A 17,279-nucleotide genomic window follows, 5' to 3' on the forward strand; every position below is an offset into this window, starting at 1 on the left:
GCCCGGCCTGCATCAGGGCCGGGGCTTTTCCAATCGGATGTCGCCGCCGCCGATGTCGGTCGCATCGCCCCAGCCCAGACGGCGGTAGAAGCCCTCGGCGCGCGAGGCGCGGGCGGTTTCGAGCCAAGCGACCGGATGCCGCGCGAACAAGGCGCGCTCGGCCGGCGCGACGAGCGCCTTGCCGATACCGCGGCCCTCGTGCGAGGGCAGCACGAAGGCGGCGAACAGCGCGCCTTCGTCCAGGTCGACCATCGAAAAGCCCACGATCGCCGGCCCGTCACAGGCGACCCAGGCGCAGGGCGCGCCCTGCAGCCTCTGCGCGATCGATGCGGGCGTGATGCCCAGGGCTGCGAGCGCATCGAGGCTCAGCGCGTTCTCGCGGACCGAGGTGCGGACATGGAAGATGCCGTTGATGTCGTCGAGCCGCGCAGGACGCAGCGTGAATTCGGTGTTGGCGTGTTCGTGCATGTCCACAGCATACCGGCGCGTGTGCGGGCGCATGACACGCCGGCGGCGATGGCCTAGGCTTCCGTTCCCCCACACAGACGCATCCGGCGCCGCCGATGCGTGCCGAGGCCGTCGGCATCGACCGTGCCTGCGCGCGGCCCGCGGCGCTCGCGATTCGATCGATCTTCGATGTCCGAGCCTTCGTCCCAACCCCCCACCGCCGTTGCATCCGATCCGACCTCGCCTGCGCAGGGCTTCGCGCTCGGTGTGGTCGGCGCCGCCGCGTTCGCGCACCTGCTCAACGACCTGATCCAGGCGACGCTGCCGGCGATCTTCCCGCTGCTCAAGCGCGATTTCGACCTGAGCTTCGGCCAGATCGGCGGCATCGCATTGGTCTACCAGATCACCGCCTCGCTGCTGCAGCCGTGGATCGGCCTGTACACCGACCGTCACCCGATGCCGTATCTGCTGCCGGCCGGTATGGCGGTGACCTTCGTCGGCATCGCAACCCTCGCGGCGGCGCACAGCTATCCGATGCTGCTGCTGGCAGCGGCGATCGTCGGCGTGGGCTCGGCGACCTTCCATCCCGAGGCCTCGCGTGTGGCGCGGATGGGATCGGGCGGGCGCTTCGGCACCGCGCAGTCGACGTTCCAGGTCGGCGGCAACACCGGTCAGGCTATCGGTCCGCTGCTGGCGGCCGCGGTCGTGATCCCGCACGGGCAGTCGGCGGTCGCCTGGTTGATGCTGGTCGCAGGGCTCGCGGTGTTCGTGCTGCTGCGGCTCACGCGCTGGTCGGTGCAGCACGGTCAGGCGCGGCTGGCGAGCCTGGCGGGCCGCCGCGGCAGCGGATTGCCGCGCAGCAAGGTCGTCCAGGCGATCGCGGTGGTGGCGGTGCTGATGTTCGCGAAGTTCGTCTACATCGCCTCGTTCACCAACTACTTCACGTTCTACCTCATCGAGCGCTTCGGCTTGGGCGTGCAGCAGAGCCAGGTCTGCCTGTTCCTGTTCCTGGGCGCGATCGCGCTGGGCACATTCGCCGGCGGTCCAGTCGGCGATCGCATCGGACGCAAGGCGGTGATCTGGATCTCGTTCCTGGGCGTGGCGCCGTTCGCGCTGGCACTGCCGTATGTCGGCTTGGTGGCGACCGCCGTACTCGCCGTAGTGATCGGCCTGGTGATGTCGTCGGCGTTCGCCGCGCTGGTGGTCTATGCGCAGGAGGCGGTCCCGGGACGCGTGGGCATGGTGTCGGGCGTGATGTTCGGCCTGATGTTCGGGATCGGCGGCATCGGCGCGGCTGCGCTGGGGCAACTCGCGGACGCGCGCGGCATCGTCTGGGTGTACCACGTCACCGCCTTCCTGCCGCTGCTCGGGCTGGCGACCGCGCTGCTGCCGCGCACGCCGGGCGGCCGGATCTGAGTAAACGCCGCCTTGCGGTGGCGATTACCCGACTCGTCCGAAGAGCCCGAGCACCAGACGGCCGCTGGCGAGCAGGAAGCCATCGTGGATGCGTAGGCTCACGATCAGTTCGAGCACCAGCGCCAGCACGAGGATCCACCGCAAGGGCAGGCGCGCGGCGATCGCGAAGCCGAGCATCGCAAAGCCGGTGTCTGCCAGCGAGTTGAGAATGCTGTCGCCGTGGTAGTCCGGCGCGGCGTTGGTCGCGTTGTTCAGAAGCGCGATGACCCAGGGCGTGTTTTCGACGATCTCCCAGGCGGTGCTGCTGATCAGCGCCAGCACCGCGCGGTCGATGCGTGGCCAGCGCGGACGCAGCCAGGTGAAGACGAGATAGAGCCCCATCCCGAAGACGACGTGGAGTAGCGAGTAGGGGTCGGCGACCTGTTGGGAGTTCTGCACGGGTTCGTCGCTGAACTGCCACAGCGTGACCACGCCACAGGGGCAGACCAGGCTGCGACCGAGCACGCGCAGCCACAGCACGTGCAGGCCCAGTGTCGCCAGCACGATCAGGTCGTCGTGGCGCAGCCAGCGCAGGCGTGGGAAGGCCAGTCTGTCCTCCAGGCGCCAGCCCGAGCGCCAGGATCGGGGCCGGTTCACGGGCGTCGCGACCGCTGGGTCATGCGGCCCTGACGCGGCCTTTCACGGCACGCGGGTACGCTGTCGCATCCGCCTGCGACGCTGGCCATGTCCCTGCTTACCAACACTGCGGTCTTCCTCTGCACACTGGCTGCGATGGAGTGGGTGGCCTGGGCCGCGCACAAATACATCATGCACGGCTGGGGGTGGGGCTGGCATCGTTCGCACCATGTGCCGCGGCAAGGGCGCTTCGAGAAGAACGACCTGTTCGCGGTGGTGTTCGCCGGCATCGCGATCGCGCTGATCTATCTGGGGACGAACGGCTGGCCGCCGTTGCAATGGATCGGCGCGGGCATGACTGCCTATGGCGCGCTCTACTTCATCGCGCACGATGGCCTGGTGCACCAGCGCTGGCCATTCCGCTACGTGCCGCGCCGCGGCTATCTCAAACGCCTGTACCAGGCCCATCGCATGCACCACGCGGTGGACGGCAAGGACGGCTGCGTGTCGTTCGGCTTCCTGTGGGCGCCCTCGGTGGACCGGCTCAAGACCGATCTGCGGCGCATCCACGGCGGCCCGCTGCGCCGGCAGGATACGCGCAGGTCAGATCCCCGCGCCTGAGGTCGGCGGCCGCTGCCACAGTTGCGTCGGACGCGCGGGCGGGGCCTGCCACCGCGAACCCACCGCGGTGCCGGCGGCGCGCAGGAGCAGACGCAGCTTGGTCGCACGCGAGGTGCTGACCCGCCGATCCCAGGCCCGCGCACCCTCGCGCTCGACCCGCAGGCCGATTTCGCGATAGACCCCGTGGGCGGTGGCCACCGCCCACGCCGAGCGCAGCGGCAGCGCCGTTAGGCCGTGCCGGGCGGAGGCGTAGTAGGGCTCGGCGGCGCGCACGAGCGCTGCGGCCATCTCGGCCAATGCGTGCCGGCGGCGAGGGTCGGCCAGTTCGGCCCTCGGCACCCGGTGCGCGGCCAGCCAGGTCTCGGGCAGATAGCAGCGGCCGAGCTGCGCGTCGTCGACGATATCGCGGGCGATGTTGGTCAGTTGGAACGCCAGGCCGAGGTCGCAGGCGCGGTCGAGGGTGGCCTCGTCGTGCGCGCCCATGATGCGCGCCATCATTAGCCCGACCACGCCGGCGACGTGGTAGCAGTAGCGCAGCGTGTCATCGAGCGTGTCGTAGCGCTGACCCTCGACGTCCATCGCAAAGCCGTCCAGATGCGCCAGCGGCAGCGAGATCGGGATGCGGTGCGCGCGGGCGACCGCCTGCAGCGCGGCGAACGCGGGCTCTGTCATCGTCTCACCTGCGTAGGCGCGGTGGGTCTGCGCATAGAGCTCGCGCAGACGCTCGGCGCCGCGGCCGTCCGGCTCGATCGCGCCGCCCGCGCCCAGTTGCTGGCTATCGACAACGTCATCGCAATGGCGGCACCAGGCGTAGAGCAGCACGGCACTACGACGGGTGCGGGCGTCGAACAACCGCGACGCGGTGGCGAAGCTCTTGGAGCCGACCGCGATCGTGCGATGCGCGTGCGCGAGCAGCGCGTCGCTCATGGCGCCGCGCTGTCCAGCATCAATGCGGCGGTGGCCTTGGCCGAGCCGACGACGCCGGGCACGCCGGCACCGGGATGGGTGCCGGCCCCGACGAGGTAGAGATTGGGAATGTCGGCGTCTCGGTTGTGCGGACGGAACCATGCGCTCTGGGTCAGCACCGGTTCGAGCGAGAACGCCGAGCCGTGGTGTGCGTTGAGCGTGTCGCGGAAATCGAACGGGGTGATGAAGCGGCTGGTGACCAGTTGCTGACGCAGGCCGGGCATGTAGAAGCGCTCGAGGTAGTCGAAGATGCGGTCGCGGTAGCGGGGCCCTTCGATATCCCAGTCGATGTCGGCGTTGCCCAGGTGCGGCACCGGTGCGAGCACGTAGTGGCTGCCGCAGCCCGGCGGTGCGAGCGATGGATCGGTCGCGCAGGGCGCATGCAGGTAGAGCGAAAAGTCGTTGGGGAGCGTCGGGCCGTCGAAGATCTCATCGATCAGTCCGCGGTAGCGCTGGCCGAAGCACACGGTGTGATGCCGCAACTGCTCGTGACGGCGATCGAGGCCGAAGTACAACACGAACAGCGACATGCTGAAGCGCTTGCGTTTGAGCGCGGCCGCCTGCTGTGCGCCGCGCGGATGGTGGCCGAGCAAGCGATCGTAGGTGTGCACGACATCGGCATTGGAGGCCAGCGCGTCGAGCGCGAACTGCCGGCCGTCGGTCAACTGCACGCCGGTGGCGCGCGACTGCGCGACCTCGATCCGGGCGACATCCGCATTGAGTTCGATGCGCCCGCCCATGTCCTCGAACAGCCGCACCAGCCCGCGCACCAGCGCACCGGTGCCGCCACGCGGGAACCACACCCCCCACTGCCGCTCCAGCGCGTGGATCAGCGTGTAGATGGACGAGGTCTTGAACGGATTGCCGCCGACCAGCAGCGAATGGAACGAGAATGCCTGGCGCAGCTGCTCGTCCTGGATGAAGCGCGCCACCATGCCGTACACGCTCTTCCAGGCCTGCAGCCGGGCCAGACGCGGGCCGGCAGCGAGCATGTCGCGGAACGACAGGAATGGCACTGCGCCCAGTTCGACATAGCCGGCCTCGAAGACGTCCTTGGAATACGCCAGAAAACGCCGATAGCCGGCGACATCGGCCGGATTGCGCGCGTGGATCTGGCGGTCGAGCGCCTCCTGGTCGTTGGCATAGTCGAAGTGCGAGCCATCCTCCCAACACAGCCGATAGAACGGCTCGACCGGCAGCAGCTCGACGTAGTCGGCCATGCGCCGGCCGGTCAGCGCGAACAGTTCTTCCAGCGCCGAAGGGTCGGTGATCACGGTCGGGCCGGCGTCGAAGACGAAGCCCTGGTCTTCGTAGACGTAGGCGCGGCCGCCCGGCTTGTCGCGCTTTTCGAGCAGCGTGGTCTGCCAGCCGCCGGCCTGCAGCCGGATGGCGAGCGCGAGCCCGCCGAAACCCGCGCCGATGACCACGGCGCGTTTGGGTGACGTCATTGCATGTTCCTCGAGGCGATAGGGGTGCCGCGCACGGCGCGCCAAGCCGCCGCGACCGGCACCGGCGGCTTGCCGGCGACGATGCGCAGCTTGTCCAGCAGTTGCAGCCGGTCGGCATAGAACCGGGCGATGAGACCGGCCGGCAGGCCGTAGAAGCGCTGCATCACACGCCAGCGGTCTTGCGGGCGGCCGGCGCGGAACAGCATGCGGTTGAGCGCGCGGAAGAACGTCTGACGCTGCCAGTGCGCGCGCGCTTCGTCCCGGGTGAGTGCGTACAGGGACTCGGCATCGAGCTTTTGGCTTGCGACGATGCGGTCGGCGAGCCGGACGGCGTGCGGCAGCGAGTAGCCGGTGGTGGCGTGGAACAACCCGGCGGCAAGGCCGGCGCGCGGCTGATGGCCGCCTTCGTCCCAGAACGCATCGACATCGCCGTCGAGCACGATCGGCAGCACGCCGCGTTCCTCGCGCAGGCAGGCGGCCACCTGCCAGCCACGGTTGCGTGCGTAGCGGTCGATGTTCGCGCCGAGCGCATCGAAATCGGGCCGGTCGTCGTCGACGTAGTGGGTGTCCTCCACCAGCACGGTGTCAGCCGAGAACGGCAGCAGGTAGACGAAGCGGTAGCCCAGCCCCTGGGCCACATCGGCGTCCATGATCACCGGCAGTTCGAGCCCGTGCGGTTGCGCGGTGCGCAGCACGCGGCCGAGAAACGCCTGGTGGCCGAGCGCCATGAACCGGCTGGCGCGCGCGCCGCGGCCATCGACGACGGCGCCGGCGGTGAGTGTGCGGCCATCGCCGAGCACGACATGCGTCGGCGCCAGTTCGACGACCGCCGTGTCGCAGTGCAGCGCGTCGCCGAGGGCGTCGCGCAGACGCGCTGCGAGGGTGTCCGACAGCACGCTGGCGTAACCGCCGTCCAGGCGCCGTTGCCGCTCGGGGAAACGCACCGTGTACGCCGGCCAGTGGCGATGCACCAGCGGTGCCAGCCAGTGCCGCTGCGCGTCGGTCAGGTCGCTGTCGTGGAACGACCAGGTGTGGTTGCCGCAGGGCTGGGGGCCGCGCTCGAGCATCAGCACGCGCAGGTCGGGACGGGTATCGCGCAGGCGCAACGCGATCAGCGCGTTGGCCAACCCGGCGCCGACCAGGATCAGGTCATGGTGCGCATCCATCAGGCGGCCTCGGCCAAAACCGGGCGGGCAGTGGTCGCCACCGCCTCCGCGATCCTGGCGGCACGCGCGCTGCCGCCCGCGGCCTGCGCCGCGACGCCCAGCGCCTGCGCACGCTGCCCGAAGCCCGGTTCGTCGAGCAGCCGGGAGAGCAGGCGTTGCAGCGTGCTGGCGCCGGCCAGGTGCGCGGAGGCTTTCAGGCCGGCGCCGGCGTGGACCACGCGCGCCGCGACGCCAGGCTGGTCGAAGGCGATCGGCAGCGCGAGGATCGGGGTCCCAGCGACGCAGGCATCGAGGACAGTATTGAGCCCGGCGTGCGAGATCACCGCATCGGCGCGCGCGAGCATCGCGCGCTGCGGTACGAAGTCGACGACCTCGATCGCACCGGGGATTTGCAGGCTGCGCGCCTGGGCCGGCGACAGACCACCGCAGTGGGCCAGCACCAGATGCGCACCCAGCCGGCGGCAGGCGCGCACGATGCGGCGGAAGATCGCCAGCCGCTGGCCCTGCAGGGTGCCCAGCGACGCGAACACCACCGGCCGGTCCGCCGCCAAGTCCAAGGTCAGCGGCGGATCGGGCGCAGCGTCGCGTAACGGGCCGACATGATGGAAGTGCGCGGGCAGCGCATGGCGCGGGAACTCCAGCCCGACGACGGTCTGGCTGAGTTGCGCATACGGCGACAGGCAGTCGTGCAGCGCGTGGCGGGGCGACAGGCCGAACGCTGCCGCGTGGCGCGCGATCACCCGGCCGTGCGGCGCCATCAGACGGTCGTAGACGCGGCTGCTCGCCTCGCACAGCTGCCGCGTCCGGGCGTCGTCGGCGTAGGCCCACGGCATCACCGGCAGCGGCACGCCGGGCTCGCGGTTGACCGGCAGCGCGCAGGCGACCGAGACGTAGGGCAGGCCGAGCGCCTCGGCCACCAGGCCGCCGGCCGCCTCCATCTGGTCGCAGACCACTGCGTCGATACCGGCGCGCGCGAACGCATCGGGCAGGGTGCGGCACAGCAGGTCGGTCGACTCGGCGACGTCCAGGATCACGCGGCGCAGGCCCAAGGGCCCACCGGGCCGCGCGGCCCGCCGCAGCATCGCGGCCAACGTGCCGGCAGGCTGGTCGGCCGCCCCGATCGCGCGAAAGCCGATGCGCGGGTCGGCGAGCCAGGCCGCGGCCTCGGGCAGGTGGAAGAAGGTGGCCTGGTGGCCGCGATCGATCAGTGCTTGCGCGACTGTCTGCAGTGCGCGCATGTGGCTGGGAAAGGGCGGGGCGACGAACGCGAAATGGGTCATGCCGGCGGCAGGACACGGTCGCCGTGCCGGACGCGCAGGGGCGCCCGTCGCAAGGCGTCGAGGTCGCGGCTGGCGGTGCAGAAGCAGGCGATCCGCAACTGGCGCACCACGATCTCGAAGTGGGCGATGACCGCCTCGGTCGAGGTCACCGCACTGGCGAGCAGCGATGCGGCCTGGCCGACGAGATCGGCCCCCAGGGCAATCGCCTTGGCGGCATCGACGCCGTCGCGGATCCCGCCCGAGGCGATCAGTGTGGCTTCGGGCAGCGCCTGGCGGACGTCGGTAATCGCCTGCGCGGTCGGGATGCCCCAGCCGGCGAAGGCCATCGCCACGGCCCGGTCTGCAGGATCGCGTGCGCGCTCGGCCTCGACCGCAGCCCAACTGGTGCCACCGGCACCGGCAACGTCGATCACCGACACGCCCGCATCCCACAGGCGCCGGGCGACATCCGGCGACAGACCTGCGCCCACCTCCTTGGCCACCAGCGGAACCGACGCACGCGTGGCCAGGTGCTCGATCGCGCCGAGGATGCCGCGCCAGTCGCGATCGCCGCCGCGCTGGACCGCTTCCTGCAGCGGGTTGAGATGCACGATCAACGCGTCGGCGTCGATCATCTCGACCGCACGTCGTGCGAGGTCCGGGCCGCCGTCACGCAGTTGCGCAGCGCCGAGATTGGCGAGGATCGGCACGTCGGGCGCGCGCCGCCGCAGGTCCCGGGTCAGGCCGTGGTCGGCCTGCGTTTCCAGCGCCACCCGCTGCGAGCCCACGGCCAGCGCGATGCCCAGCGATTGCGCGGCCTCGGCGAGGTGACGGTTGATCGCGGTCGCGCGCAGTGCGCCGCCGGTCATCGAGCTGATCAGCAGCGGCGCGCGCAGCGGGCGTCCGAACAGCGTGGTGCCCAGATCGATCGCGTCGAGGTCGAGCTCGGGCAGCGCGCAGTGCTCGAACGCATAGTCGGCCAGGCCGGTCGCGACGCACGTGCGGGCACGGGCCTCGTCGAGCACGATGTCCAGGTGATCGTTCTTGCGTGCCACCAGCGGCGCGACATCGCCGGCACCGGATGCCAGCTTCATCGCGACGCTCCGAACAGGCGGCTGCAGTATGCCTCCAGCGCGCTGTCCTCGCCGTAGATGTCAGCCAGCGTGTCGCGGGCGCGCCGCAGATGCGCACGCAGGCGGCGCTCGACTTCGTCGGCGCCGAGCAATGCCAGCAGGGTCGACTTGCCGGCGTCCTGGTGGCTGTCCTTGCCGGTGGACGCACTGTCGTGGCGGTCACGCAGATCGTCCTGGAGCTGGAACGCCTGCCCCAGCTCGAGCGCGACCCGGCCGAGCGCGCGCCGCGTGGCGTCGTCGGCATCGGCGAGCAGCGCGGCCATCTCCAGCGCCGCTGCGAACAGCGCGCCGGTCTTGAGATGGTTGGTGTCGGCGATGTCGTCGGCGGCGCGTGCGCCGCTGTCGCGCAGATCCAGGCACTGGCCGCGCACCAACCCCTGGGGGCCGATCGCCGTGGCGAGCACCCCGACCATGCGCGTACGCGCGGCGGGGGCGACGCCCGGCAAGGCCGCGACCGTCGCGAATGCCTGGCTGAGCAGCCCGACCGAGGCCAGCGCCGCGACGTCCTCGCCGAAACGGCGGTGGATCGTCGGCCGGCCGCGCCGCAGCGCCGCGTTGTCCATGCACGGCATGTCGTCGAGCACCAGCGAGGCGGCATGCACCATCTCCACCGCGCAGCCCAGGTCGAGCAAAGCGGCCAGATCGCCGCCGAGCTCCCGGCCCGCGATCAGGACCATCAATGGACGCGTCCGCTTGCCCGCCGCGAGCGCAGCCTCGCGCATCGCCATGCACACCAGATCGCGATGATCGGCGGGCCGAGGCAGCAGTTCGGACAGGCGCGCATCGATGCGGCCTCTCAGGCGTTCGGGCGATGGCGCATCCTGCAGCGGAACGACCAGAGCGCGCATGGAGATTCCTCGGGGTGCAGGGAAACGACGTGATAGCCCTCACGACCGAAGGCCGGTCGCGGACGACGGCGTGCGATGCAGGGACGTGCGCCCCAATCCTCGCCGAATCCCTGTCGAGCCCGCGTTCACATCCCACGAAACCGGGGTCAGAGTGCAATTTCTTTAGAAATTGCACTCTGACCCCGGTTCTAGAGGAGGCGGGTGCGGATCTCGGCGGCGATCCGGGCGGTCTCGCGCAGGGGGGTGACGGGGATGTCGGGCAGGGCGTCGCCCAGCACGTGGAGGCGACCGTCGGCGATCAGGCTGTCGACGAAGCGGCGCGGGCCGCCGTCGATGCGCTCGGGTTCGAACACGAACACCGGAGCGCGGGTCGCGGCGGCCTCGGAGAGCATGTTGACTGAGTCGGCCGAGCAAACGATGCGGTCCGCCCAGCCGAGCAGGCCCGGGTAGGGATTCGCGCCGTCAGCGTCATCGGCCCAGACCAGTGCGGCGCGGTGGGCGTAGCGGGCGCGCAGCGCCGCGCGCACGGGGAGCGGCGTTCGCCGCGAGCCCGCGATCAGCAGGCTGCCGCCGTCGCGGGCGACCAGGGCGTCGAGCCGCGCGGCCAGGGTCTCGAACGCAGCGACGTCGAAGCGGCCATGCTTGGAATCGCCGCCCAGCAATACCGCGATCCGTGGCCCGGGCAGCGTCGCCAGGGCCGGATGCGCCACACGGGCGGCGGCCAGCCAGTCGTCGTCGACCGGATGCAGGCTGCCACGCGCGACCAGCACGTTGTCGCCGCGCAGCGCGTCGTGCGCGGGTACGACGACGAGATCCCAATGGTGCGGAACGATGCGGGGGTCGAGGATCTGCACCGTGCGGGCGCCATGGGCGCCGGCGAGGCGGGTCGCGAGCGCTGCTTGTCGGCCGCAGCCGATCGCCAGCGCAGGGGGCGTACGCAGTCGCGCTTGATAATGGCCGCCGAACGCGGCGTCGGCGCCGGGCAGGCGCCGAGGGGCGGCCCAGCGCCAGGGCGCCCGGGGCGTGAGATGCAACTGCGCCACGGGGTGATCCGACGCCACCGCCGCCGCCAAGGCGTCGGCCTGACGCGCGTTGCCGGCGCGGCCGTCACTGACTGCCCAGATATGTCGGCAATCGGCGCCGTCGTGCGGGTTTCGTTCCACGAGTGTGACCATCCGTTCCGGGCGGTGCACGCGCGACACCGCCGCGTGACTCTACACTGCGGCCCAGTCCAGTCCTTGCGAGACGTTCGATGACCGATGCCTTGCCCGATGCCGCGCTCGACCAGTTGTTCCGCACCGCCCGCACCTACAACGGGTTCGGCGGGCAGATCGACGACGCCACGCTGCACCGGCTCTACGACCTGCTGAAGTTCGCCCCGACCTCGGCCAACATGTCGCCGGCCCGCTTCGTGTTCGTCAGGTCCGCCGAAGGTAAGGCACGGCTGGCGCCGGCGCTGAGCGAGGGCAACCGCGACAAGACGCTGTCGGCACCGGTCACGGTCATCATCGGCCACGACGAGGACTTCCACGAGAAGCTCCCGTTCCTGTTTCCGCACACCGACGCCAAGTCGTGGTTCGACGGCCCGCGCGAAAACCGGCGAGAAGCCGCGTTCCGCAATGGCAGTCTGCAGGGGGCGTACCTGATCCTGGCCGCGCGCGCGCTCGGCCTCGATACCGGCCCGATGTCGGGCTTCGACAATGCCAAGGTCGACGCCGAGTTCTTCGCCGGCACGCAGATCAAGTCGAACTTCCTGGTCAACCTGGGCAAGGGCGATCCTTCGACAATCTTCCCGCGCTCGCCGCGCCTGCCGTTCGACGAAGCCGCGCGCATCGTCTAGAAGCACCCGCACGACCCTTCCGCAGTTCCCATCCACGTTCCGAGGACATCGCCATGCGCACCACCCGTCTGCTGCTCCCGCTCGCCGCCGCCATCGCTCTCGCCGCCTGCGGCCAGCAGGATGGCGCGCCCGCCAACACCGCCGATGCGCCCGCCGCGTCCGCGCCCGCCCAGCCTTCGGGCGAGGCGATGGGCGAAACCCAGGACACCGCCCAGGCGATCGCCGGCGTGTCGGGCACCTACGTGCTCGATCCCCACCACACCGACGTGGTCGCGCAGTGGAGCCACTTCGGCTTCTCGCATCCGGTGGCGCATTTCGGCCAGGTCGAAGGCCGCATCGTGTACGACGCCGACAACGTGTCCGCCTCCTCGGTCGAAGTCACGCTGCCGCTGGCCGGCCTGAACTCGCACGTCTCCGAGTTCGACGACCACCTGCGCAGCGCCGACTTCTTCGACGCGGCCAAGTACCCCAACGCCACGTTCAAGAGCACGTCGGTCGAGAGCGCGGGCACCAACAAGCTCAAGGTCACCGGCGATCTGACGATCAAGGACATCACCAAGCCGGTGGTGCTCGACGTGACGATCAACAAGTTCGGCGAGCAGCCGATGGTCAAGCGCGCCGCCGCCGGCTTCGACGCCGTCGCGCAGATCAAGCGCAGCGATTTCGGCGTCGGTGCCTATGCGCCGAACGTCAGCGACGAGGTCGAGCTGCGGATCACGACCGAGGCCGTTGTCGCCGAGGACGCTGCCGCGCCGGCCGCTGCCACCGCGCAGTGACGTCCGCTGCCGCCGGTGCGCCGGCGGCAGGGTCGCGAGTCCCTGCGGGGCCCGTGGTCAATCCCGGGCCCCGCGCATTTTCGTCGTGGGCGCGTGTGCCCACGGCCCATGCCCCCATCCCCCCACCCGACGCGCTGTGCGCGTCGACCTCCCCCGAGCGCAGGGGGAGGTGACACGCGTTCGATGCGCGTCTCCCCTCTGCTCCCTCGTCGCACCGCCAGGAGTGCCGTCATGAAACTGCATCGCCCCGCCGACGCCCGCGGCCAGGTCCGGACCGACTGGCTCGACAGCCGCCATACCTTCTCGTTCGGCCACTACCACGACCCGGCATGGATGGGCTTCGGCCCGTTGCGCGTGATCAACGAGGACCGAGTCGCCCCAGGCGCGGGCTTTCCGACCCACGGCCACGCCAACATGGAGATCCTCAGCTACGTGCTCGAAGGCACGCTGGCGCATGCGGACAACCAGGGCGGCCGCGGCGCGCTGTCGGCCGGCGAGCTGCAGTGGATGGGCGCTGGCCACGGGATCGAGCACAGCGAGTTCAACGGCTCGGCGCAGGCGCCGGTGCATTTCCTGCAGATCTGGATCCAGCCCGATCGCGTCAACTTGCCGCCGGGCCACGCGCAGCGCGCGTTCGACCCGGCCGCGCGGCGTGGTACCTGGGGGGTGCTGGCCTCGCCCGACGGCCGCGACGGCAGCCTGGCGATCCGCCAGCAGGCGACGCTGCAGGGCGTGTTGCTGGGTGAGGGCGAGCGCGTCGAAGCGACGTTGTCGCCGGACCGGCGCTACTGGCTGCAGGTCGCACGCGGCGCGGTGCGCGTCGACGGCGAGCAGCTGTCGGCCGGCGATGCGCAGGGCTGGGTCGACGAGGCGGCGACCCTGGTCATCGAGGGCGCGGGCGAGGCCCTGGCCGACGTGCTGTTGTTCGACCTGCCGCGCTGAGCGCCGGGGTCACGGCCGGCGCCCGACGAGCGGCCGGCGCGCAGGCTAGAATGGCGGCCTTCCATGTTCGATCGATGCCGCCGCCATGACCGCAGCCAACGTCCAGCCGACGCAAGCCAATGCCGCCAAGCAGTACGAGGTGCGGCGCGCCGACCTGCCGCTGAGCTGCCCGCTGCCGTCGATGGCGCTGTGGAACTCGCACCCCCGCGTCTACCTGCCGATCGAGGCCGAGGGCGGCGCGGCCGATTGTCCGTACTGCGGCGCGCACTTCGTCCTGGTCGATTGACCGTCGGCGGCGTCGCCGTCAGCCGCGCCGCATGCGTGGTCCGCTGACCGTCGTCCAACTGTTGCCGGCGCTGTCGTCGGGCGGCGTCGAGCGTTCGACGATCGAGATCGCATCGGCGCTGGTCGCGGCGGGGCACACGGCGATCGTGGTGTCGGCCGGTGGGCGGCTGGTGCCCGAGCTCGAGGCCACCGGCGCGCGCCACGTCACGCTCGACATCGGCAGCAAGCGGCCGTGGGCACTGCGCCATGTGCGCACGTTGCGGCGGCTGTTTGCCGAGACCGGCGCCGACATCGTGCACGCGCGCTCGCGGCTGCCGGCCTGGCTCGGCTGGCTGGCGGTGCGCGGCATGCCGGACGCGCGGCGCCCGCGCTTCGTCACCACGATGCACGGGTTGAATTCGCCGTCGCGCTACAGTGCGATCATGGCCCGCGGCGAGCGCGTGATCTGCGTGTCCGACACCGTGCGCGCGCATCTGCTGCGCCACTATCCGAAGACCGACCCGGCACGGCTGCGGGTGATTCCGCGCGGCATCGATCCGGCGCGCTTTCCACCGGCGCCCCGGCCCGACCCGGCCGCGCGCGCGGCCGTCGCCGCCGCCCATCCGACACTCGGCGGCGACGGCCCGTTGCTGCTGTTGCCGGGCCGCGGCACCCGACTGAAGGGGCACGGCGATGCGATCGCGCTGCTGGCGGCCGTACGCGCGCAGGGCCTCGACGCGCGGCTGTGGATGCCCGGGGCGCGCGAGGCGGGCCGGGAAGCCTATCTCGATGCTCTCATGCGCGAGGCCGATGCCGCGGGCTGCGGCGCTGCGCTGGCGATGACGCCGCCGACCTCGGCGATCGTGCAGGCCTATGCGGCCAGCGACCTGGTGCTGCAACTCTCGCGCAAGCCCGAGGCCTTCGGCCGCACGGTGATCGAAGCGCTGTCGTGCGCGCGGCCGGTACTGGGCTGGGCCCATGGCGGCGTGGGCGAGTTGCTGGCCGAACTGCAGCCCGAAGGCGCGGTGCCGCCGTTCGATGCCGCCGCGCTCGCCGACGCGGCCATCGGCTTGCTGGCCCGGCCGCCGGCGCCACCGGCTACGATGCCCTACACCCTGCAGGCCATGCAGGCAGCGACACTGACGGTCTATGACGAACTCGACGACGACGATTGAGCCTGTGGGCGCTGCGCCTGCACCGCAGCCGGTGGGCTGGCGCTGGGCGCCGCACTGGGTGCTGGCGTTCGTGATCCTGTGGCCGGCCCCCGGCTACGCCGAAGGCGTGATGGTGCTCGGCGCCCTGGTGGCGATCGTGTTGTTGCTGCGCGCGCGCTTCCGCGGCGGCAGCGCGCTGCTCAGCGCCCCGGCCTGGGCGCTGACCAGCGTGCTGTTCTGCGCGTACTGGCTGCCGCAGTTGATCTCGGCGATCGACTCGGTCGATGTCGGCCGCGCGCTGCGCGAAGCGCTGGTCGACCTGCGCTATCTGCCGTTTCTGTGGCTGGTTGCCTCGGCGGTCGCCGACCGGCGCGGCCGCCGCATCACCCTGGGCGGCCTGGCGATCATCCTCGCGGTGTGGACGATCGACGGCCTGGTCGAGGTGTTCTTCGGTACCAGCCCGCTGTTCTTCGGGATCGATCAGCTCAAGCAGCTGATCAGCAGCCGGCCGATGTGCACGCTCGAGCAGGTGGCGATGGCCGACCGCCTGGGCGGCGTGCTCGGCCCCTGCAACCTCAAGCTCGGCATCGTGCTGGCGAGCCTGTCGCCGTTCGCGCTGTACGCCGCCGCGCGGCGCTTCGGCGCGGCGGGCTGGGTCGTTGCCAGTGCCGCGATCGGCGTGGTGCTGCTGTTCGCCGGATCGCGCGCGTCGTGGCTGACCTACGCGCTGGTGCTGCTGTTCTCCGGCTGGCGCCTGCTGGGCTGGAAACGGCTGCTGGCGGTGTTCGTTGCGGGTGCCGCGGTCGCGGTGATCGTGGCGCTGGTCTCGCCGCAGGTGCGCGAGCGCGTCGAGCGCACCGCGATGGGGTTGTCGGCCGACCAGTCGGGGGTCGACACCGCGCTGTCGGGTCGGACCCGGATCTGGGGCGCGGCCTGGTGCATGGTGCGCGAACATCCGATCAACGGCGTGGGCGCGCGCGGCTTCCGCGAGGCGTTTCCCGATTGCGACCCGCGCCCCGGCCAACTGGCCGAGTGGGGCGAAGGGCCGGCCTTCCACGCTCACCAGATCGTGCTCGAAGTCGCCAGCGAGACCGGCCTGATCGGTGTGCTGCTGTGGCTGGCCGGCCTGGCGCTGGCCTGGCGCGCGTGGCGCTACGCGACCCCGGCTGCGCGCGAACGGGCACGGCCGGCGATGCTGGCGCTGGCGGTGACGGTGTTCCCGCTCAACACCCATTTGGCGTTCTATTCGACCTTCTGGGGCGGCTTCACGCTGCTGCTCTCGGCGCTCTACGCCGGCAGCCTGCTGGCGCGCGAGGAACCGGCGCCACCGGGCCACGACGCAGTGCGCTGAGGGCGCTTGAGACGCCATCCGCTGCCCGCGGGTGGCGTCAGTACAACTGCGCCCCGTCCGGCTGCCGCTTGAAGCGGCGGTGGATCCACAGGTACTGATCGGGCGCAGCGCGGGCCATGGCCTCGATGCCGGCCATCACGGTCGCGGTGTCGGCAATCGCGTCGGCGGTTGGATAGGGCGCCGGTGCCGGCGTCAGAGTCAGCGTGTAGCCGCCATCGGGCCGGCGCACATGCTGGTAGAACACCACCGCCGCGCCGGACATGCGCGCCAGCTGGTGGGTCGAGGTCAGGCTGTGCGCGGGCCGGCCGAAGAACGGCACGTAGACCGCGTCGCCACCACTGGGGTCCTGGTCGGGCGCATACCAGAGCAGGCCGCCGCGCTTGAGATGGCGCGCGGTGCCGCGCACGTCGCGCTTGGGGAACATCGCCGCCGCATAACGCGCACGGCCGCGGCGCACCGCCCACTCCATCGCGGGCGATCGATGCGGGCGGTACATGCCGGCCAGCGGGACGTAATCGCACATCAGCCGGCCGCAGACTTCGAGCGTGGTGAAGTGGCCCGACACCACGATCACCCCGCGCCCCTGCGCACGTGCGGCCTCGATGTGCTCGACGCCCTCCACCACCAGCCCGCGGCGGAGTGGCTCGATCGAGCCCCACCACGCGCGCGCGAACTCGAACAGGCCGATGCCCAGCGCATGGAAATGCGCGCGCAGCAGCGCCTCGCGCTCGGCGGCGTCGCGCTCTGGAAAGCACAGCGCGAGATTGCGGGCGGCGATCCGGCGCCGGCCCGTGAGCGCGAGCCGTAGCGTCGTGCCGATCGCGCGGCCCAGCGCGCGCTGCAGCGGCCAGGGCAGGCGTGCGGCCAGCGCCATCAGCCCGATACCGCACCACGCCGGCCAGTGGCGGGGGGCGAGCGGCGGGCGGGGAAGACAGGGGGCGCGGAAGACATGTGGCCATTGTAGAAGCTGTGCGTCGCTGCGCCGTTCGGCCCGTGCACGGCGCCGACGCGCAGTCTCCCCAGCCCCGCCCAT

General features: G+C 71.3%; 18 protein-coding genes. 8 read left to right on the forward strand and 10 right to left on the reverse strand.

The annotated features are described in order from the left end of the window. Positions 1-12: 12 nt before the first annotated feature. The gene (locus BEN78_08265) at positions 13-468 is read right to left on the reverse strand and encodes a GNAT family N-acetyltransferase (protein ID ASR45020.1); all 456 of its coding nucleotides are present in this window, start codon (positions 466-468) and stop codon (positions 13-15) included. A 168-nt stretch (positions 469-636) separates the two neighbouring features. On the opposite strand from BEN78_08265, the gene BEN78_08270 reads away from it, so the two are divergent. After that, positions 637-1,863, forward strand: a complete 1,227-nt coding sequence (locus BEN78_08270) for a Fosmidomycin resistance protein (protein ASR43369.1) — start codon at positions 637-639, stop codon at positions 1,861-1,863. A 24-nt stretch (positions 1,864-1,887) separates the two neighbouring features. Here the strand turns inward: BEN78_08270 and BEN78_08275 are convergent, their stop codons facing one another. Beyond that, positions 1,888-2,499 (reverse strand): hypothetical protein, encoded by a 612-nt coding sequence (locus BEN78_08275; GenBank protein ASR43370.1) that lies wholly within the window; start codon positions 2,497-2,499, stop codon positions 1,888-1,890. A gap of 87 nt (positions 2,500-2,586) precedes the next feature. Between BEN78_08275 and BEN78_08280 the strand changes: the two genes are divergently transcribed. Continuing rightward, positions 2,587-3,099, forward strand: a complete 513-nt coding sequence (locus BEN78_08280) for a beta-carotene hydroxylase (GenBank protein ASR43371.1) — start codon at positions 2,587-2,589, stop codon at positions 3,097-3,099. Here BEN78_08280 and BEN78_08285 read toward each other — a convergent pair. The 7 genes from BEN78_08285 to BEN78_08315 form a co-directional block, all read right to left on the reverse strand. Then, complete coding sequence (locus BEN78_08285; protein ASR43372.1) at positions 3,082-4,026, reverse strand: phytoene synthase; 945 nt, start codon at positions 4,024-4,026, stop codon at positions 3,082-3,084. The two genes, BEN78_08280 and BEN78_08285, sit on opposite strands and share 18 nt — an antisense overlap. Then, a complete protein-coding gene (locus BEN78_08290; protein ID ASR43373.1) occupies positions 4,023-5,513 on the reverse strand; it encodes a phytoene dehydrogenase in 1,491 nt (496 codons plus the stop codon). The genes BEN78_08285 and BEN78_08290 overlap by 4 nt, the downstream gene beginning before the upstream one ends. Beyond that, the gene (locus BEN78_08295) at positions 5,510-6,679 is read right to left on the reverse strand and encodes a lycopene cyclase (protein ASR43374.1); all 1,170 of its coding nucleotides are present in this window, start codon (positions 6,677-6,679) and stop codon (positions 5,510-5,512) included. Before BEN78_08295 ends, BEN78_08290 begins: the two co-directional genes overlap by 4 nt. Then, positions 6,679-7,959, reverse strand: coding sequence for a zeaxanthin glucosyltransferase (locus BEN78_08300; protein ID ASR43375.1), 1,281 nt, complete (start codon positions 7,957-7,959; stop codon positions 6,679-6,681). The genes BEN78_08295 and BEN78_08300 overlap by 1 nt, the downstream gene beginning before the upstream one ends. Further along, positions 7,956-9,032, reverse strand: a complete 1,077-nt coding sequence (locus BEN78_08305; GenBank protein ID ASR43376.1) for a type 2 isopentenyl-diphosphate Delta-isomerase — start codon at positions 9,030-9,032, stop codon at positions 7,956-7,958. The genes BEN78_08300 and BEN78_08305 overlap by 4 nt, the downstream gene beginning before the upstream one ends. Next, positions 9,029-9,919 (reverse strand): hypothetical protein, encoded by an 891-nt coding sequence (locus BEN78_08310; protein ASR43377.1) that lies wholly within the window; start codon positions 9,917-9,919, stop codon positions 9,029-9,031. Before BEN78_08310 ends, BEN78_08305 begins: the two co-directional genes overlap by 4 nt. 188 nt (positions 9,920-10,107) lie before the next feature. Further along, positions 10,108-11,094 (reverse strand): nucleoside-diphosphate sugar epimerase, encoded by a 987-nt coding sequence (locus BEN78_08315; GenBank protein ASR43378.1) that lies wholly within the window; start codon positions 11,092-11,094, stop codon positions 10,108-10,110. Between the two features lie 77 nt (positions 11,095-11,171). Here BEN78_08315 and BEN78_08320 point away from each other — a divergent pair, with 77 nt between their 5' ends. The 6 genes from BEN78_08320 to BEN78_08345 all read left to right on the forward strand — a co-directional run bounded on the left by BEN78_08320 (position 11,172) and on the right by BEN78_08345 (position 16,246). Continuing rightward, positions 11,172-11,759 (forward strand): malonic semialdehyde reductase, encoded by a 588-nt coding sequence (locus tag BEN78_08320; protein ID ASR43379.1) that lies wholly within the window; start codon positions 11,172-11,174, stop codon positions 11,757-11,759. Between the two features lie 188 nt (positions 11,760-11,947). Then, the gene (locus BEN78_08325) at positions 11,948-12,535 is read left to right on the forward strand and encodes a polyisoprenoid-binding protein (protein ASR45021.1); all 588 of its coding nucleotides are present in this window, start codon (positions 11,948-11,950) and stop codon (positions 12,533-12,535) included. A gap of 231 nt (positions 12,536-12,766) precedes the next feature. Beyond that, a complete protein-coding gene (locus BEN78_08330; protein ID ASR43380.1) occupies positions 12,767-13,477 on the forward strand; it encodes a quercetin 2,3-dioxygenase in 711 nt (236 codons plus the stop codon). 85 nt (positions 13,478-13,562) lie between these two features. Next, complete coding sequence (locus BEN78_08335; protein ID ASR43381.1) at positions 13,563-13,763, forward strand: hypothetical protein; 201 nt, start codon at positions 13,563-13,565, stop codon at positions 13,761-13,763. 31 nt (positions 13,764-13,794) lie between these two features. Further along, positions 13,795-14,916 carry a glycosyl transferase gene (locus tag BEN78_08340; GenBank protein ASR43382.1) on the forward strand — a complete coding sequence of 374 codons (1,122 nt, stop codon included), beginning with the start codon at positions 13,795-13,797 and terminating at the stop codon, positions 14,914-14,916. Further along, positions 14,891-16,246: a hypothetical protein gene (locus BEN78_08345; GenBank protein ASR43383.1), complete on the forward strand. Its 1,356-nt coding sequence runs from the start codon at positions 14,891-14,893 to the stop codon at positions 16,244-16,246. Before BEN78_08340 ends, BEN78_08345 begins: the two co-directional genes overlap by 26 nt. Positions 16,247-16,283: 37 nt before the next feature. On the opposite strand, the gene BEN78_08350 is transcribed toward BEN78_08345, so the two are convergent. Continuing rightward, positions 16,284-17,120, reverse strand: coding sequence for a lipid A biosynthesis lauroyl acyltransferase (locus BEN78_08350; GenBank protein ID ASR43384.1), 837 nt, complete (start codon positions 17,118-17,120; stop codon positions 16,284-16,286). Positions 17,121-17,279 lie beyond the last annotated feature (159 nt).

The organism is Xanthomonas citri pv. mangiferaeindicae, from assembly GCA_002240395.1.
GTDB lineage: Bacteria > Pseudomonadota > Gammaproteobacteria > Xanthomonadales > Xanthomonadaceae > Luteimonas > Luteimonas citri_A.

Coding starts and splice junctions, on each gene's coding strand:
- BEN78_08330 (ASR43380.1), top strand. CDS start 12,767: ATGAAACTGCATCGCCCCGCCGACGCCCGCGGCCAGGTCCGGACCGAC.
- BEN78_08350 (ASR43384.1), bottom strand. CDS start 17,120: ATGGCGCTGGCCGCACGCCTGCCCTGGCCGCTGCAGCGCGCGCTGGGC.
- BEN78_08290 (ASR43373.1), bottom strand. CDS start 5,513: ATGACGTCACCCAAACGCGCCGTGGTCATCGGCGCGGGTTTCGGCGGG.
- BEN78_08285 (ASR43372.1), bottom strand. CDS start 4,026: ATGAGCGACGCGCTGCTCGCGCACGCGCATCGCACGATCGCGGTCGGC.
- BEN78_08305 (ASR43376.1), bottom strand. CDS start 9,032: ATGAAGCTGGCATCCGGTGCCGGCGATGTCGCGCCGCTGGTGGCACGC.
- BEN78_08315 (ASR43378.1), bottom strand. CDS start 11,094: ATGGTCACACTCGTGGAACGAAACCCGCACGACGGCGCCGATTGCCGA.
- BEN78_08325 (ASR45021.1), top strand. CDS start 11,948: ATGGGCGAAACCCAGGACACCGCCCAGGCGATCGCCGGCGTGTCGGGC.
- BEN78_08270 (ASR43369.1), top strand. CDS start 637: ATGTCCGAGCCTTCGTCCCAACCCCCCACCGCCGTTGCATCCGATCCG.
- BEN78_08310 (ASR43377.1), bottom strand. CDS start 9,919: ATGCGCGCTCTGGTCGTTCCGCTGCAGGATGCGCCATCGCCCGAACGC.
- BEN78_08295 (ASR43374.1), bottom strand. CDS start 6,679: ATGGATGCGCACCATGACCTGATCCTGGTCGGCGCCGGGTTGGCCAAC.
- BEN78_08265 (ASR45020.1), bottom strand. CDS start 468: ATGCACGAACACGCCAACACCGAATTCACGCTGCGTCCTGCGCGGCTC.
- BEN78_08345 (ASR43383.1), top strand. CDS start 14,891: ATGACGAACTCGACGACGACGATTGAGCCTGTGGGCGCTGCGCCTGCA.
- BEN78_08335 (ASR43381.1), top strand. CDS start 13,563: ATGACCGCAGCCAACGTCCAGCCGACGCAAGCCAATGCCGCCAAGCAG.
- BEN78_08320 (ASR43379.1), top strand. CDS start 11,172: ATGACCGATGCCTTGCCCGATGCCGCGCTCGACCAGTTGTTCCGCACC.
- BEN78_08280 (ASR43371.1), top strand. CDS start 2,587: ATGTCCCTGCTTACCAACACTGCGGTCTTCCTCTGCACACTGGCTGCG.
- BEN78_08300 (ASR43375.1), bottom strand. CDS start 7,959: ATGACCCATTTCGCGTTCGTCGCCCCGCCCTTTCCCAGCCACATGCGC.
- BEN78_08340 (ASR43382.1), top strand. CDS start 13,795: ATGCGTGGTCCGCTGACCGTCGTCCAACTGTTGCCGGCGCTGTCGTCG.